The organism is Microbispora triticiradicis (genome assembly GCF_005864065.1).
Lineage (GTDB): Bacteria > Actinomycetota > Actinomycetes > Streptosporangiales > Streptosporangiaceae > Microbispora > Microbispora triticiradicis.
In genome coordinates this window covers 131,642-157,532 of sequence record NZ_VANP01000003.1, presented here as the reverse complement: position 1 = coordinate 157,532, position 25,891 = coordinate 131,642, and the positions used below count along the sequence as shown (strand labels likewise).

The 25,891-nt window shown below is 72.5% G+C and carries 21 protein-coding genes; 12 read left to right on the top strand and 9 right to left on the bottom strand.

Features of this window, described 5'->3' with window-relative positions; genetic code table 11:
- Positions 1-116: 116 nt before the first annotated feature.
- Positions 117-1,040, bottom strand: a complete 924-nt coding sequence (locus FED44_RS08885; RefSeq protein ID WP_111701791.1) for an RDD family protein — start codon at positions 1,038-1,040, stop codon at positions 117-119.
- 41 nt (positions 1,041-1,081) lie between these two features.
- On the opposite strand from FED44_RS08885, the gene FED44_RS08880 reads away from it, so the two are divergent.
- Positions 1,082-2,074, top strand: a complete 993-nt coding sequence (locus FED44_RS08880) for a stage II sporulation protein M (RefSeq protein ID WP_111701793.1) — start codon at positions 1,082-1,084, stop codon at positions 2,072-2,074.
- A gap of 4 nt (positions 2,075-2,078) precedes the next feature.
- On the opposite strand, the gene FED44_RS08875 is transcribed toward FED44_RS08880, so the two are convergent.
- The 5 genes from FED44_RS08875 to FED44_RS08855 all read right to left on the bottom strand — a co-directional run bounded on the left by FED44_RS08875 (position 2,079) and on the right by FED44_RS08855 (position 8,132).
- Positions 2,079-3,500 (bottom strand): DUF58 domain-containing protein, encoded by a 1,422-nt coding sequence (locus FED44_RS08875; protein ID WP_138460363.1) that lies wholly within the window; start codon positions 3,498-3,500, stop codon positions 2,079-2,081.
- A gap of 7 nt (positions 3,501-3,507) precedes the next feature.
- Positions 3,508-4,470 carry an AAA family ATPase gene (locus FED44_RS08870; RefSeq protein WP_138460602.1) on the bottom strand — a complete coding sequence of 321 codons (963 nt, stop codon included), beginning with the start codon at positions 4,468-4,470 and terminating at the stop codon, positions 3,508-3,510.
- Positions 4,471-4,571: 101 nt separating this feature from the next.
- On the bottom strand, positions 4,572-5,759 hold the full coding sequence (locus FED44_RS08865; RefSeq protein ID WP_138460362.1) for a DUF4350 domain-containing protein: 1,188 nt from the start codon (positions 5,757-5,759) through the stop codon (positions 4,572-4,574).
- 175 nt (positions 5,760-5,934) lie between these two features.
- The gene (locus FED44_RS08860) at positions 5,935-6,591 is read right to left on the bottom strand and encodes a DUF4129 domain-containing protein (protein WP_244301801.1); all 657 of its coding nucleotides are present in this window, start codon (positions 6,589-6,591) and stop codon (positions 5,935-5,937) included.
- Positions 6,588-8,132 carry a DUF7847 domain-containing protein gene (locus tag FED44_RS08855; protein WP_138460361.1) on the bottom strand — a complete coding sequence of 515 codons (1,545 nt, stop codon included), beginning with the start codon at positions 8,130-8,132 and terminating at the stop codon, positions 6,588-6,590. The genes FED44_RS08860 and FED44_RS08855 overlap by 4 nt, the downstream gene beginning before the upstream one ends.
- A gap of 369 nt (positions 8,133-8,501) precedes the next feature.
- On the opposite strand from FED44_RS08855, the gene mtrA reads away from it, so the two are divergent.
- The 10 genes from mtrA (at position 8,502) to FED44_RS08810 (ending at position 20,574) form a co-directional block, all read left to right on the top strand.
- Positions 8,502-9,179 (top strand): MtrAB system response regulator MtrA, encoded by a 678-nt coding sequence (gene mtrA / locus FED44_RS08850; RefSeq protein ID WP_117410294.1) that lies wholly within the window; start codon positions 8,502-8,504, stop codon positions 9,177-9,179.
- A gap of 15 nt (positions 9,180-9,194) precedes the next feature.
- A complete protein-coding gene (gene mtrB, locus FED44_RS08845; RefSeq protein ID WP_117410295.1) occupies positions 9,195-10,946 on the top strand; it encodes an MtrAB system histidine kinase MtrB in 1,752 nt (583 codons plus the stop codon).
- Entirely contained in the window at positions 10,936-12,708 is a 1,773-nt protein-coding gene (locus FED44_RS08840) for an LpqB family beta-propeller domain-containing protein (protein ID WP_138460360.1), read from the top strand. The genes mtrB and FED44_RS08840 overlap by 11 nt, the downstream gene beginning before the upstream one ends.
- Positions 12,709-12,754: 46 nt before the next feature.
- Positions 12,755-13,522: a ComF family protein gene (locus tag FED44_RS08835; RefSeq protein ID WP_138460359.1), complete on the top strand. Its 768-nt coding sequence runs from the start codon at positions 12,755-12,757 to the stop codon at positions 13,520-13,522.
- 526 nt (positions 13,523-14,048) lie between these two features.
- A complete protein-coding gene (gene hpf, locus FED44_RS08830; protein ID WP_111701574.1) occupies positions 14,049-14,735 on the top strand; it encodes a ribosome hibernation-promoting factor, HPF/YfiA family in 687 nt (228 codons plus the stop codon).
- Positions 14,736-14,924: 189 nt separating this feature from the next.
- The gene (locus tag FED44_RS08825; protein ID WP_111701573.1) at positions 14,925-15,629 is read left to right on the top strand and encodes a response regulator; all 705 of its coding nucleotides are present in this window, start codon (positions 14,925-14,927) and stop codon (positions 15,627-15,629) included.
- Between the two features lie 411 nt (positions 15,630-16,040).
- Positions 16,041-16,178: a hypothetical protein gene (locus tag FED44_RS35710; protein ID WP_165900753.1), complete on the top strand. Its 138-nt coding sequence runs from the start codon at positions 16,041-16,043 to the stop codon at positions 16,176-16,178.
- A gap of 87 nt (positions 16,179-16,265) precedes the next feature.
- Complete coding sequence (locus tag FED44_RS08820; protein WP_138460358.1) at positions 16,266-17,288, top strand: MvdC/MvdD family ATP grasp protein; 1,023 nt, start codon at positions 16,266-16,268, stop codon at positions 17,286-17,288.
- Entirely contained in the window at positions 17,278-18,357 is a 1,080-nt protein-coding gene (locus FED44_RS08815; protein WP_138460357.1) for a TIGR04500 family putative peptide maturation system protein, read from the top strand. The genes FED44_RS08820 and FED44_RS08815 overlap by 11 nt, the downstream gene beginning before the upstream one ends.
- Before the next feature lie 75 nt (positions 18,358-18,432).
- Complete coding sequence (locus FED44_RS08810) at positions 18,433-20,574, top strand: peptidase domain-containing ABC transporter (protein WP_138460356.1); 2,142 nt, start codon at positions 18,433-18,435, stop codon at positions 20,572-20,574.
- Between the two features lie 99 nt (positions 20,575-20,673).
- On the opposite strand, the gene FED44_RS08805 is transcribed toward FED44_RS08810, so the two are convergent.
- Both FED44_RS08805 and FED44_RS08800 read right to left on the bottom strand, forming a co-directional pair.
- Positions 20,674-21,882, bottom strand: coding sequence for a winged helix-turn-helix domain-containing protein (locus FED44_RS08805; RefSeq protein ID WP_138460355.1), 1,209 nt, complete (start codon positions 21,880-21,882; stop codon positions 20,674-20,676).
- Positions 21,883-21,976: 94 nt separating this feature from the next.
- Positions 21,977-22,249 carry an HGxxPAAW family protein gene (locus FED44_RS08800; RefSeq protein WP_117410367.1) on the bottom strand — a complete coding sequence of 91 codons (273 nt, stop codon included), beginning with the start codon at positions 22,247-22,249 and terminating at the stop codon, positions 21,977-21,979.
- A 220-nt stretch (positions 22,250-22,469) separates the two neighbouring features.
- Here FED44_RS08800 and secA point away from each other — a divergent pair, with 220 nt between their 5' ends.
- Positions 22,470-25,271: a preprotein translocase subunit SecA gene (gene secA / locus FED44_RS08795; RefSeq protein ID WP_117410366.1), complete on the top strand. Its 2,802-nt coding sequence runs from the start codon at positions 22,470-22,472 to the stop codon at positions 25,269-25,271.
- 94 nt (positions 25,272-25,365) lie between these two features.
- On the opposite strand, the gene FED44_RS08790 is transcribed toward secA, so the two are convergent.
- The gene (locus FED44_RS08790; RefSeq protein ID WP_117410365.1) at positions 25,366-25,836 is read right to left on the bottom strand and encodes an Rv3235 family protein; all 471 of its coding nucleotides are present in this window, start codon (positions 25,834-25,836) and stop codon (positions 25,366-25,368) included.
- Positions 25,837-25,891: the final 55 nt, after the last annotated feature.

The window sequence follows — 25,891 nt, the reverse complement described above, 5'->3', positions numbered from 1 at the left end:
GGGCACCGTCGGTGTGACCTCTCCCTCAACACACCGGCGGCGCCCGCCTCAACCCCACTGCAGGATGCCCCATGACCTGCAATTGCCACAGGTGCCCCCCAATCGCGGGTCTACACCTAAATCGGTGGAACAAATCCGCCGGATGTCGTCGCAGACCCTTCCGGCGCCTCTCCCCGAGGGGTGACAGGCGCGGCTTGACGCACCTCCACCCCACGGCTGACCAGGGGAGATTCCGCGTGCGTGCCGTACACACGCGGGCCGTGCCTCTGCGCGCCGTACCGCGCGCGGTTCTCGCGAATCGCGGCGAGCCGCGCCTCCTCGCGGCGCCTGCGCTCGGCCAGCACGGCGGCCAGATAGGCGTACGGCGGGACGCCGGGCGGGGGCGGCGGCGCGATGCGGGCGCTCACCTGACCGGCCACCCGCAACCCCATCTCCTCGCGCATCGGCGGGCTGAGCTGGTGCCACCGCACGAGGTACTGCCGGGCGGTGGCGGCGAGTTCGCCGGACAGGCCGGAAAGCTCCAGCGTGGCCGCCCAGGACGCCAGCGCCGGCGGCATCTCGGGGGGCGGGGTCTCGCCCGGCCCGCGCTCGCCGATGACGATCGTCCCGGCGAACACGTCGCCCAGGCGTTTGCCGCGCGGGTTCAGCAGCGAGGTGATGAGCGCCGGGGCGCCGAACAACGGCGTCCAGAACTCCAGGAACCCGGCGAGCCCGCGGAACAGCGCCTGCCGGAAGCGTTCCGGCCCGCCGTCGTCGCTCACCACCCGCAGGCCCAGCGCGAGCTTGCCCAATGAGCGGCCCCGGGTGAGCGTTTCGAACGCGACCGGGTAGCCCACCGTGACGAGCACCATGAACAGGATGAGCAGCGCGACGGACAGCGAGTCGTCGGTCAGCGACGAGGCGTGGGAGACCAGCACGGACGCCACAATGATCACGGTCCACTGCACGACGAAGTCGATCAGGAAGGCCAGGGCGCGGCTGGGCAGCTGGGCCACGCGGACCTCGACGACGACGGCCTCACCGGTCACGACTTCGGACACACTGCGCACCCTACTGCGCCGTGGTCGATAGGGTCCGATCCGTGGACATCGATGCGTTCGTCGCCGCGAGCAAGCCGTCCTGGGACCGGCTGGACGACCTCGTACGGCGGCGGCGCACGCTGCGCGGCGCGGAGATCGACGAACTGGTGGAGCTCTACCAGCAGGCGGCCACGCACCTGTCCATCGTCCGGTCGGCGTCGACCGACGCGCTGCTCGCCGGTCGCCTGTCGTCGCTGGTCGCGCGGGCCCGCTCGGCCGTCACCGGCGCCCACAGCCCGGCCTGGCGGGAGGTGGTCCGCTTCTTCACCGTGTCGTTCCCGGTCGTCGCCTACCGGGCTCGGCGCTGGTGGATCGGCGCCACGGTCGCCTCTCTCGTCGTGGCGTACGTCATGGGCGTGTGGGTGGCGACCGACCCGGCGGTGCAGGGCGTCGTCGGCACGCCGGAGGAGATCCGGCAGATCGTCGAGCACGACTTCGCCGACTACTACTCCGAGAACCCGGCGGCGTCCTTCGCCGGCCACGTGTGGCTCAACAACGCCTGGCTGTCCATGCAGGTGGTGGTGTCGGCGATCCTGCTCGGCCTGCCCATCCCGTGGATTCTGTGGCAGAACTCGGCCAACGTCGGGGTGCTCGGCGGCCTGATGCACGCCCACGACAGGGCCGACGTGTTCTGGGGGCTGATCCTGCCGCACGGCATGCTGGAACTCACCGCGGTGTTCCTGGCGGCGGGAGCGGGCATGCGGCTCGGCTGGACGGTCGTCGACCCCGGCCCGAGGCGGCGGGCGGAGGCGCTGGCCGAGCAGGGCAGGGCCGTGATGAGCGTCGCGCTCGGCCTGGTCGTGGTGCTGTTCGTCTCCGGGCTCATCGAGGCGGGGGTCACCCCTTCGGGCCTGCCGACCTGGGCGCGCATCGCCATCGGCGCGCTCGCGGAGGCGCTGTTCCTCACGTACGTCGTCGTCTTCGGCCGCCGGGCGGAGCGCCGGAACGAGACGGGGGACATCGAACGCGCCCCCGACCTGGCCCCCACGGCCTGACGGGTCACAGCCGGCCGGCGGCCTTGAGCGCGAGGTAGGCGTCGGCGAGCGCGGGTGCGATGTCCTCGGGCAGGGCGTCGACGACCTCCACACCCTGGCGGCGCAGCGTCGCCGTGACCTCACGCCGCTCGCCGCGCAGCCGCTCCGCCGCCGCGGCGTCGTACACCGCCTCGGCGGTGCCCCGGCCCGCCGCCATCTCGGCCACCCGCGGGTCGGCCACCGCGGCGACCAGGACCAGGTGACGCGCCGACAACCGCGGCAGCACGGGCAGCAGCCCTTCTTCCATGGCCGCCGTGTTCAGGTCGGTCAGCAGCACCACCAGGCAGCGGCGGCGGGCCCGGGACAGCACGGCCGCCGCCATCCCGGCCGCGTCGGACTCGACCAGCTCCGCCTCGATCGGCGCCATCGCGTTCACCATCGACGACAGCAGTTCGGTGCGTGACGCGCCGGACACCTGCGCCCGTACGGCCCGGTCGTAGGCGAGGAAGTCCACCCGGTCGCCGGCCCGCGCGGCGAGCGCGGCGAGGAGCAGCGCGGCGTCCATCGACCAGTCCAGCCGCGGCCATCCGGCGGCCCCCGAACCGGCACCCGAACCGGCCCCCCGACCTCGTCCCGGGCCCGGCCCCGCGTCCGCCTCCGAGCCTGGCGCACCGGAGTCCGGCGCGAAGCCCGGCCCGAAGCCCGGTGGCGCCGTCCCGATCCGGCCGGCCGAGGTGCGGCCGGTGTCGAGCACGATCAGCACGCGGCGGTCGCGTTCCGGCCGCCAGGTGCGCACGACGACGTCGCTGCGCCGGGCGCTCGCCCGCCAGTCGATGGAGCGGACGTCGTCGCCGACCACGTACTCGCGCAACGAGTCGAACTCGGTGCCCTGGCCGCGCACCAGCGCGGGGTGCCGTCCGTCCAGCTCCCGCAGGCGGGCCAGCCGCGCCGGCAGATGCCTGCGGCTGAGGAACGGCGGCAGCACCCGCACGGTCCACGGCGCCTCGAACGTCCGCTGCCGCGCCGCCAGGCCCAGCGGCCCGACCGAGCGCACCGTCACGGCCACCGCCTCCCGGTCACCCCTGCGTACGGGCGTGAGCGTCGTGACCAGCCGCCGACGCTCGCCGGGCGGCACGTCGAGCGCCTGCCGCCGCGGGGCGGCCCCGGCCGAGGGCTGCCAGGCGTCGCGCAGCACGCCCCGCAGCCGGCGCGGGCCGGGGTTGTCCACGACCAGCCCGATCACGAGCGACTGGCCGAGCCGTACGCGCCGGTCGCCGTCCCGGTGGAAACGCAGCCCGCGCACACCGCCCGCGAGCAGCAGGTCGGCCGTCACGAGCGCGGCCAGCACCAGCGCGGCGGCCAGCACGACCAGGCCGGGCTCGGGGGCGAGGAGCACCACGATCGCGGCGAGGGCGGCGAGCAGTCCCGCGCGCCCGGTCAGCGCCACGCGGCCCTCACCGGGGCACCGGTACGGCCGACAGGATGCCCTCCAGGATGCCGTCCGGGGTGGCCCCCTCCAGTTCGGCCTCCGGGCGCAGCCCCACGCGGTGCCGCAGGGCGGGCCGCGCGAGGGCCTTCACGTCGTCGGGGGTCACGTACGACCGGCCCGACAGCCAGGCCCAGGCCCGCGCGGCGGCGAGCAGCGCGGTGGCCCCGCGCGGCGAGACGCCGAGCTGGAGCGAGGGCGACTGCCGGGTGGCCCGGGCGAGGTCCACGATGTAGCCGAGCACCTCCGGGCCCACGTGGACCTGGGCGACCGCCCGCCGTCCCGCCGCGAGGTCGGTCGCGGACGCCACCGCCCTGAGCTCCGACAGGTCGCGCGGGTCGAAGCCGAGCGCGTGCCGTTCGAGGACGGCGATCTCCTGCTCGCGCGGCGGCAGCGGCACGGTGAGCTTGAGCAGGAACCGGTCGAGCTGCGCCTCGGGAAGCTGGTAGGTGCCCTCGTACTCGACGGGGTTCTGCGTCGCCACGACGATGAACGGATCGGGCAGCGCGCGGGCCGCCCCCTCGACGCTCACCTGCCGTTCCTCCATCGCCTCCAGCAGGGCGGCCTGGGTCTTCGGTGGCGTGCGGTTGATCTCGTCGGCGAGCAGGAGGTTGGTGAAGATCGGCCCCTCACGGAACTCGAACTCGGCCGTCCGCGCGTCGTAGACCAGTGATCCCGTCACGTCGCCCGGCATCAGGTCGGGGGTGAACTGCACGCGCTTGAAGTCGAGCGAGAGCGTGGCCGACAACGTGCGGGCGAGCAGGGTCTTGGCCACTCCGGGCACGCCTTCGAGCAGCACGTGACCCCGGCAGAGCAGCGCGATGACCAGTCCGGTGACGACCGGGTCCTGGCCCACGACCGCCTTGCCGACCTCCGCGCGCAGCGCCGCCAGCGCCTCCCGCGCGGCGTCGGCCCCGGGAGTCGCCGGCAGCGGCGGAAGCGACGGGGCCGAAGGGCCCGACGGGGGCGGCGGCGAGGCGGCCGGGGGTACGGGGGACGACGCCGAGGGGGCGGCGCCCGGTCCGGGGGTGGTCACGAGTCTCGAACCTGCCTTTCCAGTGTGTCCAGATGGGCGGCGAGGGCCACCAGCGCGGCGTCGTCGGCCGGTTCGGGACCGCACAGCAGCGCCCGCACCGGTCCCGGGTCCTGCCCGGTACGCGCCGCCGCGGCGTCGGCGACCTCCTCGGCCGTCGCCGTACGCGGCACGCCCAGGAGAGGGGCGAGCCGGTCGGCGGTGGCGGCCCGCAGGGCGAGGGCGGCGCGGTCCCTGGCCCGGCGCGACCGGTAGAGCAGGCCCCGCCCCTCCACGGTCTCCGAGGCCCGTACGACCACGGGGAGGCGCTCGGTCACGACCGGACCGAGGCGGCGCCCCCGCCACAGGGCGGTCACGGCCACCGCGACGACGAGCTGGAAGACCGCCCAGTTGACGCCGCCCGGGATGAGGTCGCCGAGCGACCTGGCCGGTTCGCCGTCCGCCCCTGTGGCGCCGTCTCCGCCGTCGGCGGCGTCGTCGGGATCGTCGGGCCAGGTGAGCCAGACGAGCTTCGGCCGCGCGCCGGCCAGGTTCAGCGCGAGCGCCGCGTTGCCGTCGTCCGCGAGCCGCAGGTTGGTCAGGAACGACGCGTCGCCCAGCGCGGTCACCGTGTGGCCGTCCTCGGTGTAACGGACCAGCGTGTGGCCGTCGCCCGCCGGATAGCAGCCCGTGGATCCGGGCGGGCCGGAGAAGGAGAGTCCGCCGGTGTAGACGTCGCCGGCCCGCACGGCCTCCCGCAGCGCGCACCGGGGCGGCCGGGAGCGGGTGCGCTCGACGCCCTTCCTGTGCAGGCCCGCGGCGAGCACGTCGAGGTAGGACGCGTGCCCGGCGATGAGCCGGTCGCCGGGCGCCTCGGCCAGCCTGACGGCGGCGTCATGGTCGCCGAGCATGCTCGCCTCGGTGACCAGCAGCAGGGTTTCCGGCCCCGCGGCGGCCACCGCCGCGCCGGGCGTCTCCACCCGGACGACCTCCACCCCGTGCGCCTCCAGCAGCCGGGCGAGGGCGGCGCTCCCGCCGAGCGAGGTGTCGGCCGGGTCCAGGAGCCGCCCGGGGGGCCGGTCCGGCGCGAGCAACGCGGGCAGAGCCGCCGCGCCCAGCACGAGCAGCACCACCAGCGAGATCCAGGCCGCCTCCCGCCCCCGGCCCCGCCGGGCCCCGGTCGTGGTCCCGGTTGTGGTCGCGGTCACGGGGTCACGTCCGGCGCGAGCGTCATCGGTGCCGTCCTCGCCGTCCCCCGGACTCGGAGGCTTGTGGGCGCGGTCATGCCGTCACGCCCGTGCGGGCCGGCTGCAGGACGTTCACAGCGGCGCGGGTCAGGTATCCCTCGTGTGTGCCGCCGGACTCGGAGGCTTGTGGGCGCGGTCATGCCGTCACGCCCGTGCGGGCCGATCGCAGGCGTTCGTCCAGGGCGGCGAGCGTCAGGTACCCCTCACGGGTGCCGTCTGCCTCGCCGTACGTGACGTCGTCGAACAGGCGTGCCGCCGCCCGCAGGTCCGCCGCGTGGGACGGCAGCGCCTGCCCGGCGGCCTCGGCGAGCTCCATCGCCGTACGGCCCGGCAGGGGGGCGACGACGGCGCGTTCCTCCAGGTCGCGGGCGACGGCGCGTAACCGCTCCCGGATGGCCCCGGCCCAGTCCTCCGCCGCCGCCAGGCGTTCGGCCTCCGACCTGTGCTCGGCGGCCGTCCGCTCGCTCCGCCCGAACACGGCTCCCGGCTCCGTCCTCGCGGAGCCGGAGAAGCGGCGCAGGGCCCATAGGAGCAGCACGGCGAGGACGACCAGGACGACGACGATCACGACGAGCGACAGCACGCCGCCCGTGCCCGTGCCGTCGCCGCTCATCAGGTCACCGATGAACTGGGAGAACTCCCGCCGCAACCGGTCGAACAACGGCTCGTGCTGGTAGCCCGCCCTCGACAGCTCCCGTGCCGCCTCGTCCGCGGCCTGGTCGCGGCCGACGTCGACGGGCGACGAGAAGGAGGCGAGCGACGACGCGAGCGGCGCGAGCAGCACCGCCGTCACGCCTGGGGTCCGTACGGCGGGGTTCCGTAGTAGGGCGAGGCTCCGGGCGGGGTCCCGTAAGGCGGAGAGCCGGGGCCGGGCGCCGGTCCCGTCGCCGCCGCGTGACTCGGGTGCCACAGGTCGTCGACGCCGGTGTGGACCCAGCCCTGCGACTGGTTCTGCGCGGCCGCCGTCTGCAGCACGAGGTCGAACGCCTCGGCCCGCATCCGCCTGTCCGCGTAGAGGAGCCCCGCCACGCCCGCCTGGAAGGGATAGGTGATCATGGAGGCGACGACGCTGCCCGCGGCCAGGAGGATCGTGGTGAGCGCCGTGGCGGCGACCGTGCCCCCGCCGAACATCCCGAGCAGGGAACCGCCGATCGTGAACGGGACTCCCAGCACGCTGGAGGCGATGCCCACGAGCACGGCCGTGAGCACCAGGATGCCGAACACCCGCCAGCTGCCGCCCTTCACCAGCCGCCACGATCGGGCCATCGCGTCGGTGACCCCGCGGCCCTCCAGCACGACCGCGGGGGCCGCCAGCGAGAAGCGGGTGTAGAAGAAGGCGGCGTACGGGATGTAGGCCAGGACGAACAGCAGGCTGACGGCCACGAAGGCGCCCGCCGTCGCGTCGCCCAGCCCCAGGGCCACGAGCAGCGCGGCGAGTACGAGCACCGGCGCCATGAGGATGAGGGCCTGCAGCAGCGCCAGCCCCAGCAGGGCGAGCACCCGCGACCGCGCGAGCTGCCACGCCTCGCCCACCGTGATCCGGCCGCCGAACACGGCGCGGCCGAGCACCCGGGTGAGGATGCCCGTGAGGATCGTGGTGCCCAGGAACGTCATGACATAGGTGATGATCGCGCCGATGTACTGCGCGGCCAGGCCGACGACCGGGAGCGCGGGCGAGGCGGCCGTCTCGTAGGAGCCGGAGCCGTAGCCGTCCAGCGCCGTCCCGAACATGCCGAGGCCGACCGCCTGGCCGAGCGCTCCGGGGATCGCGGTGACGGCCGCGACGATCGCCGACAGGCCGAGCGTGGCCTTCGGGTTCGAGCGGATCAGCTTGATCGTGCCGTCGAAGATGTCGCCGAGCGTCAGCGGGCGCAGCGGGATGATCCCCGGCCGCGGCGCGTCGGGCGGCCGGTGTCCGTATGGACCTTGCGCATAGGGACCCTGGCCGTAGGGGCCCTGGCCGTAGGGACCGGACCCGTAGTGCGGCCCGCCCGCCTGCGGGCCCTGACCGTACGGTCCGTACTGGCCGTAGCCGGGCTGACCATACTGTCCGGGCTGGCCGTACGGGCCGGAAGAGCCGGAAGGGCCGGAAGGGCCGGGCTGGCCGTACTGACCGGGCTGGCCATACTGCTCATGGGACATGGGCTGGCCGTACGGGCCGGGTTGCGGGCCGGGTTGTGGGCCGGGTTGTGGGCCGGCCGGGCCTTCCCGGCCGCCGGGGGCGGCCCAGGACTCGCCCGTCCCGCCGGTCCCGGCGGCTCCGCCGTACGGCGGAGGTTGCTCGGCCGCCCAGCCGGAGGGCACGTCGGGGGAGGAGCCGGGGCCGTCTGTCATGTCCCAATCCTGGCATGATGTACGTGCGTGTGCCGCGCGATCACCAAGTGCCGCCACCGCCGGGTTGCCCGGCGGGCAGGCAGGTGGGGCGCCGGTGTCCCCTCGCGGGCGGAAGCGAGCCCCGGCGGGGGATGGCCGAAACCGGGGCGCGGGAGCACACTTGGAACGTGACCGCACCACGGGATTCCCCCCGGTGTGACCGCATCTGGTCAGATAATCGCGCGCTTGGTGTGCTGCGCCTAAACTCCATCCCGCCTAAACTCCAACCTCTGTCATGGTCGTGTAACACCCGAGTGGCGGCCACCGGTAGCCTGCGGGGGTACCTGTGACAAACGCCCAAATCTCCCAAACGCGTACGAATGAGGGGCCATGAAAGGTCGCGTGCTGGTCGTCGACGACGACGCCGCTCTCGCCGAGATGCTCGGCATCGTCTTGCGCGGGGAGGGTTTCGAACCGTCGTTCGTGTCCGACGGCGACAAGGCACTCGACGCCTTCCGGGACACCCGGCCGGACCTGGTCCTGCTCGACCTGATGCTCCCCGGCGCCGACGGCATCGACGTCTGCCGCCGCATCCGCGCCGAGTCCGGGGTCCCCATCGTCATGCTGACGGCCAAGAGCGACACCATCGACGTGGTCCTCGGCCTGGAGTCCGGCGCCGACGACTACATCGTCAAGCCGTTCAAGCCCAAGGAACTCGTCGCCCGGGTGCGCGCCCGCCTGCGCCGCACCGACGAGCCCACCCCCGAGATCCTCCAGATCGGCGACATCACGATCGACGTGGCCGGTCACTCGGTCAAGCGCGGCGAGGAGACCATCAACCTCACGCCGCTGGAGTTCGACCTGCTGGTCGCGCTGGCGCGCAAGCCCCGTCAGGTCTTCACCCGCGAGGTGCTGCTGGAGCAGGTCTGGGGCTACCGGCACGCCGCCGACACCCGCCTGGTGAACGTGCACGTCCAGCGCCTCCGCGCGAAGATCGAGAAGGACCCGGAGCGCCCGGAGATCGTCGTCACGGTGCGCGGGGTGGGCTACAAGGCCGGCCCCGCGTAGGCGCCCGCTCCGACCATGCCGGTACCCGCGAGAAAGTCCCGCCGCCGGACCCCTGGCCAGATCGCCCGTGGGGTCCGCAGACGCGCGCGCCGTCTCGCGGGCCGGCTGCGGGGTGTCTGGCGGCGCTCGCTCCAGCTCCGCGTCGTCACCAGCACGCTGGTGCTGTCGATGGCCGTCGTGGTCGTCCTCGGCGTGTTCCTGATGCAATCGATCTACGCCTCGGTGCACAACGCCAGCGAGGTGTCCGCGGTGGCGGAGTCGCAGGCCAACAACGCCACCGCGAGCGGTTATCTGAGCCGGCTCTCCGACATCGGCGACGGCGGGCAGGACGGTTCGGCGCCCGGCCCGGTGGGCGATCCCGTCGACACGGCGGCCCAGGCGCTGGCGGACCGTTCCGGCGGCCGCTACGACGTCGTCATCTACAACACGAGCATGGTCGGGCAGGGCAGGGTCTCCAGCCAGATCGACCCGTCGAGCATCCCCGCCTCTCTCCGGGCGGACGTCCGGAACAGCGACGAGGACCACCCTCTGTGGCACCAGACCGTGACGGTGCGCTACATCGGCGCGAAGCAGCCCGGGCCCGCCCTGGTGGTCGGCGCCATGGTCAACGGGAGCTACGAGATCTACCACGTCTTCCCGCTGGGCGACGAGGAGAAGACGCTCCAGGCGGTCCAGCGGATGCTGATCGGCGCGGGCGCCGCGCTCGTGCTGCTGCTCGCGGGCGTCGCCTCGCTCGTCACCCGCCAGGTGGTCATCCCCGTACGGCTCGCGCGCCAGGCGGCGGAACGGCTGGCGGCCGGCCGCCTGGAGGAGCGGCTCAAGGTGCGCGGCGAGGACGACCTCGCCCGGCTCGCCACCTCGTTCAACGAGATGGCCTCCAACCTGGCGCTCAAGATCCACCAGCTGGAGGAGCTCTCCCAGGTGCAGCGCCAGTTCGTCTCCGACGTCTCGCACGAGCTGCGCACGCCGCTGACGACCGTCCGCATGGCCGCCGACCTGCTGTACGAGGGCCGCGAGGACTTCGACCCCTCGTCGGCGCGGGCGGCCGAGCTGATGCAGAACCAGCTCGAACGCTTCGAGTCCATGCTCGCCGACCTGCTGGAGATCAGCCGCTACGACGCGGGGGCCGCGACACTCGACCTGGACCCCGTCGACATGCGCGACGTGGTGCTGCGCGCGGTGGGCGACTCCGAGACGCTGGCGGAACGGCAGGCCACCCGGTTCGAGCTGCGCCTGCCCAACGAGCCGTGCATGGCCGAGGTGGACAGCCGCAGGGTCGAGCGCATCCTGCGCAACCTGCTGTTCAACGCCATCGAGCACGGCGAGGGCCGGGACGTCGTCGTCACCCTCGGCGCCGACCGCGACGCCGTGGCCGTGGCCGTACGCGACCACGGGGTCGGCCTGAAGCCGGGCGAGGAGAACCTGGTCTTCGACCGCTTCTGGCGGGCCGATCCCTCACGTGCCCGCACCATCGGCGGCACGGGCCTCGGGCTGGCGATCTCGCGGGAGGACGCGATGCTGCACGGCGGCTGGCTCCAGGCGTGGGGCGCGGCCGGTGAGGGCAGCCAGTTCCGCCTGTCGCTGCCGCGCGTCGCGGGGACGCCGCTGCGCGGATCGCCGCTCCCGCTGGTCCCGCCGGAGGTGGAGATGCGGCGCACCTGGCGCAGCCACGCCACGCCGGTGCTCACCCCCGCCGTCGGGGCGATCTCCGAGGCCGGGCCCCGCGTACGGGAGAGCGCCGAGGCGGGCGGTTTCGATGCGGACTGAGCGGCGCGCCGCGGTGACCCGCCGCCTCGCGGCGTTCGCGGGCGTGGTTCTCGTGCTGGCCGGCGGCGGGACGGCCTGTGCCACCGTGCCGACGAGCGGAGGCCCCCGGGTCGCCCAGGAGGACAAGAGCAAGGACACGCTCAGCGAGCCGTACGTGCGGATCATCGCGGAGCCGCCGAAGCCGGGCGCGCCGCCCGACGACATCGTCAAGGGCTTCCAGGCCGCCATGGCCTCCTTCGACGACGCCGAGTTGCGGGTCGCCAAGCAGTACCTCACCCCGGGCGCGTCCCAGCGCTGGAACCCGAGGCGGCAGACCCGCGTCTACGAGGGCAAGATCGAGCCGGACCGTACGCAGGACCTCGAACACGCCACCCGGACGACGGTGACGCTGAAGGGGACGAAGGTCGCCACGATCGACTCCGAGGGCAGGTACACCCCCGCGACCGGCGCTCTGGTCGAGCCGTTCACCCTGGTCAAGGTGGGCGCCGAGTGGCGGATCGACATCCCGCCGGACGCCCGCCTGCTGTCGAGCGACGACGTGCGGCGGGCCTACCGGCGGGTGGACCTCTACTACCCCCCGGCCACCCCGGCGACGGGGCTGGTGGCCGACCGGGTGTGGGTGCCCATCGAGCCCAGCAGAGGGGTGCCCGAGACACGGGTCCGCCGGCTGCTCGCCGGGCCGACCTCGTCGATCGCGAGCGCGGTGCGCAGCGCCTTCCCCGCCGGCACCGATCTCAACCGGATCTCCGTCGAGGGCGACACCGTCGTGGTCGACTTCACCTCGCAGGTGGACGCGGTGCCGTCCGACCGCCTCGACGCGCTGAAGGCGCAGCTCGTCTGGACGCTCGGCGACCTGGTCACCGGCCGCACGGTGGAGATCCGCGTCAACGGCGGCGGTTCCGGCGTCCGGTTCCGGCCCGCCGACTACGACGCCTACGACCCGAACGTGCTGACCGGTTCGCCGCAGGCCTACTACATGCAGGGCGGCAGGCTGCTGCAGTACAAGGAGAAGGGCGCCGGCACCCCCGTGCCGGGCGCGGCGGGCGAGCAGCCCGGGAAGTTCACCGAGCCGGCCGTCCTGACCCAGTATCCGGTCCTGGTGGCGGCCCTGGTCAACGGTGACGGCGTCTACGTCGCGCCGATGACCGCGGGCAGCGCGTGGCAGCGGTGGATCGCCGGCAAGAACATGAGCCCGCCCTCCTGGGACCGGTACGGCGCCGTCTGGTCGGCCGAGAAGGTGAGCGCGCACGAGAGCCGGGTCTGGACGGCGGTCGGCGGCCAGCCGCGCAGGGTCGAGATCTCCGAGGAACTGTCGTACGGGCGCATCATCAAGCTGCGGGTCTCCCGCGACGGGGCCAGGGTCGCCGCCATCCTCGACGACGGGCTCGGCACCTCCGTGCGGATCGGCACGATTCTCCGTCTCGGCGAGCAGGTGCGGATCGACGACGTGCGTACGCTCATCGACTCCCGCGACGACCAGCAGATCGAGGACATCGCCTGGCGGGACGCCACCGATCTGCTCGTGCTGTCCAAGGTCAAGAGCGGCCAGGAACTGACGCCGTGGTCGGTGATGGAGGGCAGGACGGACCCGGACGCCGGGCCTATCAAGCTGGATTCGAAGATCGACTCGATCGCCGCCGCCCCCGACCACGTGATCGCCGGAGCCGACGAGGGCCAGGTGATCAGTTACAGCACCGACAAGCAGGCCTGGAACCAGCTCGCCAAGGACGGCGCCACCACTCCCGTCTATCCCCTCGGCTGACCGGCCCGTCCGCCGGAATGTCGGTGGCGGGCGGGATGCTGGGCGCGTGGTGCCGGCGCTGCTCGATCTGATCCTCCCGCCCCGCTGCGCCGGATGCGGCGCGTGGGGCGCGGTGGCCTGCCCTTCCTGCCTGGTGAAGCTGCTCGGGGAGCCGACTCCGCGGCCGCCGGACCCGGCGCCGCCCGGGCTGCCGGACTGCTGGTCGGCCACCGCCTACGAGGGCGCGGCCCGCCGGATGATCCTCGCCTGCAAGGAACGCGGCCGTACGGCTCTCGTGCCGGCCCTGGCCGCCTGCGTGGCGACCTGCGTCGCCGCCTGGCAGACCGAAGCCGAGGCGGAGGGGGAGGCGGCCGTCACGTGGCTGGTGCCGGTGCCGAGCGCCCGGGCCGCCGTCCGCCGACGGGGTCACGACCCGGTGCGCGCCGTCGCGACGGCCGCCGTCCGCGAGCTGCGCGGGCGGGGCCGCGCCGCCGTGCTCGCGCCGCTGCTGCGGCAGCGCAGACGGGTGGCCGACCAGGCGGGCCTGGGCTCGCTGGAGCGGGCCGCCAACCTCTCCGGAGCCTTCGAGGTCGGGGATCGCGCCGTGGGGGCGCTGTGGCCGCCTCACAGCGGTACAGGGCGTGCTGTGGGGTTCCGGGTCGTCCTGGTGGACGACGTCGTCACGACCGGGGCGACGCTGGCGGAGGCGGCGCGGGCGCTGCGCGCGGCGGGCGTCACGCCGTCCGCGGCGGTGACGATCGCCGCGACCCCCAGGCGCGTTCCGTACGTCGCGACACGCCGGAAGCACCACATTCGCGATAATCACGGATGGTAAATCCTGAGGCAGGATCGCTCCTCGCCGCCGCGTAGGTGGACGAGACGGCGGATTCCGCGACCCACCTGCTCCACAGAGGTGTGGACCCCGGATCGGCGGGGATTCCAGGAATATGACCGCGAGTTTTACAAGGGTGAGACGGCAACCCGGATCACGCAAAGTGATCGTCCGGCTCTCCTCTTGGCTGACATTCCTGTCGGCAGCGACTAGCGTTCAGACATGGCACCCGTCCGGGTCCGTGGTTGCGCCGGGCCGACTCCCTCGTGGGGTCCGGCCTGGCAAGCCGATGCCAGCCGCAGGCGAAACGGCCCACGTAAGGCGACTCTTGGTCGACCGATCACGGTGCGGCTTAGAGGTAAGTCCTGCCCTCCCGGGGGTCCAGATGTCCCCCGCCAGAGGAGAAGGGCAGTAGTGGCGACTGAGCCGCGAACCCCTCAGCAGGCGGATGTGGGGACGAAGACCAGGTCGGCCGGACGGGTGCTCCGTAAGCCGTGCAACGCAGTCGATGTGCGAAGGGAGGCTTTGCGTGGAAATCATCGTCAAGGGACGGCACACCACAGTGAGTGACCGTTTCCGTGATCATGTGACGTCCAAGCTGGCCAGAATCCAACGACTGGACAACAAGCTCATCCAGGCCGATGTGGAGGTCTCCAAGGAGTCCAACCACCGGCAGAGCGGGCAACGCGAACGGGTGGAGCTCACCATCCACTCACGTGGCCCCGTCATCCGCGCCGAGGCGTGTGCGGACGACCGCTTCTCGGCGCTGGACATCGCCATCGGCAAGCTCGAAGAGCGGCTGAGGCGGCTCGCCGACCGCCGCAAGATCCACCACGGGAAGAACTGCCCGCCCTCGACGGCCGAGCTCACGGCGGTGATGGAGGACGCGCAGGGGGTGGTCCGCACCACCCGGGAGGAGCCCGGGCCGGTCGCGGAGGTCCAGGCGGTCCAGGCGGTCGCCGAGTGGGAGCCGGAGCCGGAGCGGGTCGAGGATTCCGGGCCCATCGTGCCCATCGAGATGGACGGCGACGGACCGCTGATCGTACGCGAGAAGTTCCACAAGGCCGACCCCATGACGATCGACCAGGCGCTCCTGGAAATGGAGCTGGTGGGTCACGACTTCTACCTCTTCCGTGACAAGGAGGGGGGCCTGCCCAGCGTCGTCTATCGGCGGCGCGGCTACGACTACGGGCTCCTCAGGCTCGTCGAGCCCTGACACAGGTCGTCGCGCGGTCCCCGGCCGCTCCGGCCGGCGTGGCCGCCGTGCCCCGGCCCGGACGGACACGGGCCGGGGCGCCGTGCGACCCCCTGTCGAGGGCCGGACCGGCGCGACGAAGATCCCTAACACTCCGGAACCCGTGTAATGATGGCGATCCAGCGTCCTTGGCCCCCGCAAGGAGGTTCCGTGTCCCGACCCGACGAGGCGGCTCGAGCAGCCGGTAGAAGCGAGCCGATCCGTGTCCTGATCGTCGACGATCACGCACTGATCCGCCGCAGCCTGGAGCTCGCGCTGGCCGCGGAGGCGGACATCGAGGTGGTGGGCGAGGCGAGCGACGGCCAGGAGGCGGTGGAGCTCGCCGACCGGCTGATGCCGGACGTGGCGCTGATGGACGTCCGGATGCCGAAGCTGGACGGCATCGGAGCGACCCGGAAGATCAAGGAATCGGTGCCGAGCACCCGGATCATCATGCTGACGGTCAGCGACGAGGAGGAGGACCTCTTCGAGGCGATCAAGGCGGGTGCGACCGGCTATCTGCTCAAGGACGTCCAGATCGACGAGGTGCCCGACGCGGTGCGCGGGGTGCACGAGGGGCAGTCGCTGATCAACCCGGCCATGGCGGCCAAGCTGATCACCGAGTTCGCGAACATGAGCCGCAAGGAGGCCGAGCGGCCCCCGCAGCTTCCCGTCCCCCGCCTGACCGAGCGCGAGATGGAGGTCCTCCGCCTGGTGGCGAAGGGCATGAACAACCGCGAGATCGCGAAGGACCTGTTCATCTCCGAGAACACCGTGAAGAACCACGTGCGCAACATCCTGGAGAAGCTCCAGCTCCACTCACGCATGGAGGCCGTGGTCTACGCCGTACGCGAGCGCCTGCTCGAGATCACCTGACCGAGCCGCCCCGAAGGGCCGCGTGCCGGGCGCCGTGGGCGGAACCCTGCCGCCGTCGTCACACCTGAGCGGAACCATGCCACCGTCGTCGCGGCAGGCCACGGTGTGGGCGCGGTGTGGGCGCGCGGCGCGGCGTCTTGCGGTTCCGGAGCCGAGGCCGGGCGCGGACGAGGACCGACGCCTCAGCCTTCGACCCCGGCTCCAGGCGGTTGCCGGGCGGACCGGCTCGTCCTGGCGCGTCCATGCCCAGCCGGGCGGTACCGCCACCCCCGCCGCGGGCTGACGCGGGCCGCCGACCGGGTTCCGCAGTCACTTCCAGCTCCCTTTGCAGTGGATCACAAGTCGTGATCACCACCATCCCTCGCAGGGCCGCCGATCACGGCCCCGCGAAACCAGAAGGGGGGTGAAGGCATGCTGAACATCGAGGATCTTCCCGCCGGCGTCTCCCAGCTCGACGGCGAGGAGCTGGAGCTGATCGCAGGCATGGAGCCGGACTGGAGCACCTACGTGTGCACCGCCAGCCAGAAGGGCGACTGCTGGAAGACCTGATCCGACCGCGATGACCGCGGCCTGGTGAGCAGCGGGGAGCCCATCGAGCGGCTCCCCGCTGTTGCGACAGCGAAGGACCATACGACCGTGTTACTGATCATCAGCAGTCATCGCGACGACTCGGTGCACGTCGTGCTGCCCAAGTTGCGAGAGCGCGGCGTGCCGCTGCTGTGGTGGGACGAGGCCGACTACCCCGGCAACTCCACCCTCACCACCAGCTGTCTCGATGGCCGCTGGCACCAGGTGCTGACCTATCGGGGCGAGACCTACGATCTGTCGAAGGTGAGCGCGGTGTGGGACCGGCGCCCCGACCCGCCGTCCGCGGTCGAGGTGCCGGAGCCGTCGCAGCGCGCCTTCGCCGAGCACACCGCCAGGATCGCCGTCACCGGCGCGTACGACCTCATGGTCGGGGCCCGTTGGATGCCCGCTCCGCCGCAGCACGCCGCGGCCGTCGACAACAAGCTGCTGCATCTCTACCGGGCCGCCGAGCTCGGGTTGACCGTGGCCGACACGGTGGTGACCAACGACCCGGAGGCCCTGGTGCCGCTGTGGAACCGGGCCGGCGGCCGGGTGATCACCAAGACGCTCGGATTCCACCCGTTCGAGCGGGACGGGGAGGCCGGGCACCTGTTCACCGCGACGGTGCCCAGGCGGCGGCTGACCGGGCGGCACCGGCTCCGGCACGGCCCGGCGATGCTGCAGCCGAATGTGCCCAAGGCGTACGAGCTGCGGGTCACGGTGGTCGGCGAGCGGGTGTTCGCCGCCCGCATCGACTCCCAGGCCTCACGGTCGACCGCTGTGGACTGGCGGCACTACCACGACACCAACGTGGGCTACACGGCCTACGACCTGCCTCAGGACGTCGCCGACCGCTGTGTCCGCCTGGTGGCCGGGCTGGGTCTGAGCTTCGGCGCGCTGGACTTCATCGTCACCCCGGACGGCCGTTACGTCTTCCTGGAGCTCAACGTCAACGGCCAATGGGCCTTCGTCGAGCTCCGCACCGGCATGCCCATCAGCGACGCCATCGCTGACTGGCTCGCCACCAGCGCCGGGCTCCAGCCGGGAGGCCGCTCCTCGTCCCGACCCGAAGGACTCACCGATGCTCACTGACCGGAGCCCGTCCGGCCCGGCGGCCGCCACCTCTCCCTCCACCAGCACCGCCTCCTTCGCCGACGACCTCGCCGAGGCGGTCGTGCTCCTGCGGGGGTTGCCGACCGCGCGCGACGCGGTGGGCGAGGCACGGCGGAGCGTGCTCGACTGGGCCGCCGCGCGGCCGCACCTGCGCGCTCAACTGGCCGTCGACGAGCCGCCGGGGACGACCCGGGTCGGCTACGACCTGCTCCTCGACCACCCGGAGGGCGGCACCGTCGCGCTGTCGGCCGAGGTGGACGACGGCATCCCGTGGCTGGTGGACCACTCCACCCACTGGGCGGCGGCCAACATCCTCAGCGTGGACGGGGCCGGCCTGTCGATCGCGGGGGCCCTCTCCGCGATCCGCGCTCTGGGCGTGCGCGACCGGCAGCTCCACGAGCGGCTGGTGGACCACCGCATCGTGCTCAACGAGCTGGAGGGCGCCCTGCAGCAGCCGACCACGGCCGAGATCCAGGCGGCCGCCGACGAGTTCCGCCGGCGCCGGGGCCTCACCGGCCGGGCGCAGACGCTGGAGTGGCTGGCCGAGGCGGGCATGTCGCCGGAGATGTTCCAGACCCACGCCCGCACGCAGGCACTCGTCGCCCGGGTCCGGGATCGCTTCGCGGGCGAGCCCGCCCGCCGCCGTCTGGCCGAGCACCCGGAGGACTTCACGGTGCGGCGCGCGGTGTGGGTGACGGGCCGCCATGCCGATGACCTGGGCGCCCTGCTGGAGGGCCCGGTGGAGGACTTCGCGGCCCGGTGCCTGGCCGCCATCCAACTCCCGGCCGGGCCGTACGGCGACACACCGCAGCTGCACGCCGCGACCGCGCTCAGCCCACGGCTGCCCGAGCCGTTGCGGACGGTGCCCGAGAAGACGGCGATCGGGCCCGTCCCCTATGAGGGCGGTCACCTGGCCGGGGTGGTCTACGAGGTCGTCGCGCCCGACCCCGACGCGCCGGAGGTGATGGAAGCGGCGCGGGACGCGGCCTTCCAGGCGTGGCTGGACGAGCGGCGGCGCACGGCGGAGATCCGGTGGTTCTGGCTCTGAGCGTGATCGGGCGGATGCGACGGTGAGGAAGATCAGACGGTTCCTGCTGGCGGCCCAGATAGGGGAGGTGCGGCGGTGAGACGCCGCGTGCCGTTGCGGATGCAACTGGCCCGCAGTGACTGTGGCGCCGCGTGCCTGGCCATGGTGCTCAGCGCGCTGGGCCGCCGCACCGGCCTGGCGGAGGTGCGCGAGCATCTGGCCGAGGGCGTGGACGGGGTGAGCCTGCGGGAGATGATCCAGGCGGGAGCCCGCTTCGGACTGCGGCTACGGGCCTGCCGCGCCCCGATCGACACCGTCCGCGCGCTGCCCGCGCCCTTCATCGCCATGTGGGAGAACAACCACTTCGTCGTCGTCGAGCACGCCGGCCCACGCGGCGCCACCGTGGTCGATCCGGCGCGGGGCCGGCGACGACTGTCGCAGCGGCAGTTCCGGGCCGGCTATTCCGGCAAGGTCCTGCTGGCCGACGCCCCCGCCGGGCTCGCGCCCGCCGCCCGGCACCGGCCCTGGCGCGTGCTGCGCCCGCTCCTGGCACCCGCGCTCGCCAACCGGCGGCTGATCGCCGCGGTGGTTCTGGCCTCGCTGGCGGCGCAGCTGTTCGGGCTGGCGGTGCCGCTGTTCACCAAACTCGTGGTGGACCGCCCGGTGGCGATGGACGTCACGACGCTGGCGGCCGCCGCGCTGTGCGTCGTGCTCGTGTACGGGCTGACGTCCTGGATCCGCGCCCGGACGCTGATCCGGTTGCAGACCTCGGTCGCGGCCGAGGGGATGCGCGCGCTCGTCGGCCACACTCTGGCGCTGCCGTACCGCTTCTTCCAGCGCCGCTCCAGCGGCGACCTGCTGAACCGGCTCAGCGGCGTGGCCATGCTCCGCGATCTGCTCACCGAACAGTCGCTGGCCTTCCTGTTCGACCTGGCCACCGCGGTGTCGTACCTGACCCTGCTCGTCGTGGCCGCGCCCGGGCTCGGGCTGGTGACGCTGGTGGCGGCGGCGCTGCAGGCCGGTGTGGTGCTGGCCACCGCACGCCGCGGCATGCACCTGGCCTTCGCCGCCCTGCACACCACTGCCGCCACCCAAGCCACCATGGTCGACAGCCTGGCCGGCATCGAGGCGGTCAAGGCGTCGGGCGGAGAGGCGGCGGCCGTGGCCCGCTGGCGCGTCCACCACGAGGAGGAACTGACCACGGGGGCGGCCCGGGACCGGCACGTGGCCACTGTCCAGACCGCCACCACCGCCCTGCAGACCGCGCTCCACCTGGGTCTGCTGGTGACGGTGTTCGCCTCGACCGGCGGGACGCTGGGCGACCGGCTCGCGCTGGTCTCCCTCGCCGTCGCCGCGACCACCCCCCTCGCGTCCCTCCTGGGCATCGTCTACCAGCTGCAACTGGCCGCCGCGCACCTCGGCCGCATCGCGGACCTCATGGGCACGCCGCCGGAGCGCACCGGCGGCCTCCGCCCGGACGGCGGACTGCGCGGCGGCGTCACCGTCACCAAGATCAGCGTCGGCTACGACGCCCGTACGCCGGTGCTCCGGGACCTCTCCCTGCGCATCCCGCCCGGGGCGAGGGTCGCCATCGTCGGCGCGTCGGGATCCGGCAAGACCACCCTCGGCCGCGCCCTCATCGGCCTGGTCGAGCCGGTCTCCGGGCAGATCCGCTTCGACGACGTCCCGCTGCGGGAACTCGACCGGCAGTGGCTGCGCGGGCAGGTGGGCGTGGTCACCCAGCAGCCGCATCTGTTCGCCGGCACCATCGCCGCCAACATCGCGGGCTTCACCGACCTCAGCCACCAGGCGATCGAGCACGCCGCCCGCCTGGCCGAACTCCACGACGAGATCGTGCGCCTCCCGCAGGGTTACGACACCCACATCGGCGAGGGCGGCACGCGCCTGTCCGGCGGCCAGCGCCAGCGCCTGGCGCTGGCCCGCGCCCTGGTCCACCGCCCCCGCATCCTGCTGTTGGACGAGCCCACCGCCGCGCTGGACGCGGTCACCGAGGAACGCATCCGCCGCAACCTGCTCAAGCTCGGCCAGACCCAGATCGTCATCGCCCACCGGCTGTCCACGATCCAGGACGCCGATCTGATCGTCGTGCTGCACCGAGGTCAGATCATCGAGGCCGGCACCCACCGCCAGCTGATGATCCACGACGGCCACTACGCGCACCTGGTGCGGCATCAGCACCAGGCGTCCGGCCCCGCGCCGGTTCTCAACCCCCGCTGACAGGTGCGCCGTCCGGCAGCCCGCCGGACGGGCGACGTGCGTGAACGCCTCGGTGCGGGGAGCCGTGGAGCACTCCTGATCACTGTCACCTGATCACTGTCACCGGTGAGAGCCGCGGGCCACGGCGGCGCGCAGCGGGGCCTCCAGTTCGGGCGTTCCGACGCGCTCGACACGTACGCCGGTGCAGCCGACCCAGCTCGCGGCCTCCCACAGGGCGTCGCTCATCGCCTCCGCGTGGCGGGCCCGTGCGCCCGGTTCGAAGCCGACCTGGCGGGCGACCAGGGTGGCGCCCTCGCGGGCCGGGTCGACCCGGCCGATGATCCGGCCGCCCGCGAGCACGGGCATCGCGAAGTAGCCGTGGACCCGCTTGTCCCTCGGCACGTAGGCCTCCAGCCGGTGGCTGAGGCCGAAGACGCGCTCGGCCCGCGCCCGCTCCCAGATCAGCGAGTCGAACGGCGACAGCGGCGTCGTGCGGTGCCGCCCGCGCGGCTCGCCGTCCAGCGCCGCGGGGTCGGCCCAGGCGTTGGGCCCGCCCGCGCCCGCGCCGCGCCGGGCGGGCCAGCCCGACACCCGTACGGGCACGAGACCGGCCGCCCCGCTGAGCAGGGCCTCGTCGAGCAGGGCGGCGTGCGCGCCCCTGACGCGGGTGAAGTCGGCGAGGTCGGCCCGGGTGGCCACGCCCAGCGCGCGTCCGGCGATGCCGGTCAGCCGGGTCACGCACTCGGCGTCCGACAGGTCCCGGCCGAGCAGCTCCGCAGGGATCGCGCGCTCGGCGAGCTCGTAGACCCGCCGCCAGCCCACACGGCGGGTGCAGACGACCTCGCCGATGTCGAGCAGCCACTCAATGGCGATCTTGGTGTCCGACCAGTCCCACCAGGGGTCCCCGTTCTTGGCGCCGCCGATGTCGGCGGTGGTCAGCGGGCCGTCGGAGCGCACCTGCTCCAGCACCTTGTCCACCACGGGCGGCACCTCGTGCCACCGGAACCGCCGCTCCCGGAACGCGCGGCGGCGGAAGTCGTACAGCGGCCACTGCTCGATGGGCAGGACGCAGGCGGCGTGGCACCAGTACTCGAAGGCGCGGGCGGGGGCGTCCCAGTAGGCGCGCTCGACCGCGTCCCGGCCGACCGCGCCGAGCCTCGCGTACGCGACGAGCTCGTGGGAGCGGGCGAGGACGGAGATGGTGTCGAGCTGGACGGCGCCGACGCGCCGCAGCATGGCGGGAACCCCGCCGGCGCGCGCGGCGGCGCCGAGGAAACCCTGGGCCCGGAGGATGATCCTGCGGGCCTCGTCGGCGGTCAGGTCGGTCACAGGAGGAGATGGTAGACGCGGTGACCGACAAAACGCCTACGGCGGTTCGGGGGCGGATGGGCCGCTGAAAGCTTCAGCGGCCTCCTCTCCGGCTTCAGGAGCCGATGGACCGGTGCTCGAACGGGGAGTGGTGCTCCTGCACGTTGATCTCCCGGGGCGCGTCCACGATCACGTCCGAGAAGATGTCGAACGCGAGGGCGAGCAGCCCGCCCACGGCGCAGACGCCCGCGCCGATCCACACGAAGAGCCAGTTCGGGCCGAGGGTCAGCGCCACGCCCCCGATCGTGAAGCCGATGAGGATGATGCTGACGGCGAGCCATGATTTGGCGCTTCCCGCGTGGCTGCCCTGGTGTCCGCTCTGTGCCATACCCCGTTTTCTACCTGATGGGCCGGGCGGTCGGGACATCGGGGGAACCTTCTGGGCGGTTTTCTCCTTATGAGATAGGGGATTGTTGCGCGGCGCTCCGTCGTTTGAGGGTGGCTGTGTCTGGTGATGGAACCGCCTACGATGGTTAGCGGGGAAGTATGTCTCGTCCTCACACCCCGGTGATCGACCGGGGTGAGACCTGCGAGGAGCTTTACTAAAAGTGCCAGCCATTCTCGACAAGATCCTTCGCGCCGGCGAAGGCAAGACTCTGCGGAAGCTCAAGCGCATCGCCGAGCAGGTCAACTCCATCGAAGAGGACTTCAAGAGCCTGTCCGACGCCGAGCTCCGCGCGCTGACCGCCGAGTACAAGCAGCGGCACGCCGACGGCGAGTCCCTCGACGACCTGATGCCGGAGGCCTTCGCGACCGTGCGCGAGGCCGCCCGCCGGGTCCTCGGGCAGCGCCACTTCGACGTGCAGCTCATGGGCGGCGCCAACCTGCACATGGGCAACATCTCCGAGATGCGCACCGGTGAGGGCAAGACGCTCACCTGTACGCTCCCCGCCTACCTCAACGCGATCTCCGGCAAGGGCGTCCACGTCGTCACGGTCAACGACTACCTGGCCAAGCGCGACGCCGAGACGATGGGCCGCGTGCACCGCTTCCTGGGCCTGGAGGTCGGTGTCATCCTGGCCAACATGGCGCCGGACGAGCGCCGCAGGCAGTACAACGCCGACATCACGTACGGCACGAACAACGAGTTCGGCTTCGACTACCTGCGTGACAACATGGCGTGGTCCATGGAGGAGTGCGTCCAGCGCGGCCACAACTACGCCATCGTCGACGAGGTCGACTCGATCCTGATCGACGAGGCCCGCACCCCGCTCATCATCTCCGGCCCCGGTGAGCAGTCGGGCAAGTGGTACCAGGAGTTCGCCAAGATCGTGCCGAGGCTCCGCCGCGGCACCGAGGGCAAGGACGGCGAGGAGAGCACCGGCGACTACGTCGTCGACGAGAAGAAGCGCACGGTCGGCATCCTGGAAGCGGGCGTGGAGCGGGTCGAGGACTGGCTCGGCATCGACAACCTCTACAAGCCCGAGCACACCCACCTCGTGCAGTTCCTGAACAACGCGCTCAAGGCGAAGGAACTGTTCAAGAAGGACAAGGACTACATCGTCGTCGACGGCGAGGTCCTGATCGTCGACGAGTTCACCGGGCGCGTGCTGCACGGCCGCCGCTACAACGAGGGCATGCACCAGGCCATCGAGGCCAAGGAAGGCGTGAAGATCAAGGACGAGAACCAGACTCTCGCCACGATCACCCTCCAGAACTACTTCCGCCTGTACGAGAAGCTCGCGGGCATGACCGGCACGGCCGCGACCGAGGCGAACGAGTTCCACCAGACGTACAAGCTGGGCGTCGTCCCCATCCCGACCAACCGGCCGATGATCCGTCAGGACCAGGCCGACGTCGTCTACAAGACCGAGGACGCCAAGTTCCAGGCGTGCGTCGACGACATCAAGGCGCGCTACGAGCAGGGCCAGCCGGTCCTCGTCGGCACCACGAGCGTCGAGAAGTCCGAGAAGCTGTCGCGCATGCTCAAGCGCCAGGGCGTGCCGCACGAGGTGCTGAACGCCAAGAACCACGCCCGTGAGGCCGCCATCGTCGCGGAGGCGGGTCGCAAGGGCGCGGTCACCGTGGCCACCAACATGGCCGGTCGAGGCACCGACATCATGCTCGGCGGCAACCCCGAGTTCCGCGCCGACCTGGAGCTTCAGCAGCGCGGCCTGTCGCCGTCCGAGACGCCGGACGAGTACGAGAAGGCCTGGCCCGAGGCGCTGGAGAAGGCCAAGGAGGCCGTCAAGGCCGAGCACGAGCAGGTCGTCGAATCCGGCGGGCTCTACGTGCTGGGCACCGAGCGGCACGAGTCGCGGCGCATCGACAACCAGCTCCGCGGCCGTTCCGGCCGTCAGGGCGACCCCGGTGAGTCGCGCTTCTACCTGTCGCTCGAAGACGACCTGATGCGCCTGTTCAACGCCGCCCGGGTCGAGATGATCATGACGCGGCTGAACATCCCGGACGACGTGCCGATCGAGTCGGGCATGGTGTCCAAGGCCATCGCGTCGGCCCAGCACCAGGTCGAGCAGCAGAACTTCGAGATCCGCAAGAACGTCCTGAAGTACGACGAGGTGATGAACCGCCAGCGCACGGTCATCTACGCCGAGCGGCGGCGGGTGCTGGAAGGCGCCGACCTGCACGAGCAGGTCCGGACCTTCGTCGTCGACGTGGTCGACGACTACGTCAAGGGCGCCACCGGCGAGGGCTTCGCCGAGGAGTGGGACCTCGACAAGCTGTGGAAGGCCTTCGGGCAGCTCTACCCCGTCTCCGTGACGGTCGAGCAGCTCGTCGAGGAGGCCGGCGGCGCCAAGGAGGACCTCGACGCCAAGTTCATCGCCGACAAGATCAAGGAAGACGCGCTCCAGGCGTACGACCGCCGCGAGGAGCAGCTCGGCCCCGAGGCGATGCGCGAGCTGGAGCGCCGGGTCATCCTCTCGGTGCTCGACCGCAAGTGGCGCGAGCACCTCTACGAGATGGACTACCTCCAGGAGGGCATCGGCATGCGCGCCTATGCCCAGAAGGACCCGCTGATCGAGTACCAGCGCGAGGGCTTCGAGATGTTCTCCGCGATGCTCGACGGCATCAAGGAGGAGTCGGTCGGCTACCTGTTCAACCTCGAGGTCGAGGTGCAGGCCAACCCGATCGTGGAGGAGAACGCCGAGGAGGACACGGCGCTGTCGGAGACCGGGTCGATCATCGCCAGGGCGCTGCGGCAGCCGTCGCGGCCGACCGAGATGGTCTACACCGCGCCTGGCGAGAGCGGCGACGTGGAGGTCAGCCGGGTCAGGTCGACCCCCGAGCAGCGCGCCGCGTACGGCGACGTCGAGCGCAACGCGCCCTGCCCCTGCGGCTCGGGCAAGAAGTTCAAGCGCTGCCACGGCGACCCGCGTAACCAGCAGGCCTGACCGCCGGGTGTGACCTGAGCTGAGGAGGACCCCGCCGGACATGTCCGGCGGGGTCCTCTCATGACCGGGCGTCGGGGGCCGGGGACGCGCGGGGTCAGGCGGTCTCGAAGTCGGTGACCAGCCACTGCATGCCCTGCCGCTCCAGCCGCACGGCGAGCACGCGGCTGCGCGGCCCGCAGTTGACCAGCAGGCACATCTCGATGACCCCCTCCAGAGGCCGTTGCACGTGCGGGAGCCCGGTGAGCGGCGGCCGCTCGGTGTCGATCATCTTTCCCGCCCGGACCAGCTCGCGGTAGGCCCGCTCGGTGAGCCGGCCGGCCACCGTCTCCGGCGGTCTGCGGCCCGCCAGGATCTCCGCCAGCGCCTGGCCGAGCCCGCGCAGGCGGCGCTCGTCGGTGAGGGAGCCCCCCGGCCGCCCGTACGGGTAGGACACGGGCGGCGCCGGAAGGGTCGCCGGGGCGAGGGCGAGCGCGCCGTAGGTGACCGGGCCGCCGTCCCGGTCGTCGTACGGAGGATCGGCCGGGGGGACGGACGCGAGCCGTGGCAGGGGGACGGGCTTGGGCATCGGGACTCCGCTCTCGCGCGCCGGGTTCTGACGCCTAATAGAGATTTCGGTCATC

Bases quoted from the DNA above. Each gene is read 5' to 3' on its own strand.
- FED44_RS08855 (WP_138460361.1), bottom strand. From the start codon at position 8,132: ATGACAGACGGCCCCGGCTCCTCCCCCGACGTGCCCTCCGGCTGGGCG.
- FED44_RS08800 (WP_117410367.1), bottom strand. From the start codon at position 22,249: ATGGCACAGAGCGGACACCAGGGCAGCCACGCGGGAAGCGCCAAATCA.
- FED44_RS35710 (WP_165900753.1), top strand. From the start codon at position 16,041: ATGCTGAACATCGAGGATCTTCCCGCCGGCGTCTCCCAGCTCGACGGC.
- mtrB (WP_117410295.1), top strand. From the start codon at position 9,195: ATGCCGGTACCCGCGAGAAAGTCCCGCCGCCGGACCCCTGGCCAGATC.
- FED44_RS08790 (WP_117410365.1), bottom strand. From the start codon at position 25,836: ATGCCCAAGCCCGTCCCCCTGCCACGGCTCGCGTCCGTCCCCCCGGCC.
- FED44_RS08840 (WP_138460360.1), top strand. From the start codon at position 10,936: ATGCGGACTGAGCGGCGCGCCGCGGTGACCCGCCGCCTCGCGGCGTTC.
- mtrA (WP_117410294.1), top strand. From the start codon at position 8,502: ATGAAAGGTCGCGTGCTGGTCGTCGACGACGACGCCGCTCTCGCCGAG.
- FED44_RS08815 (WP_138460357.1), top strand. From the start codon at position 17,278: ATGCTCACTGACCGGAGCCCGTCCGGCCCGGCGGCCGCCACCTCTCCC.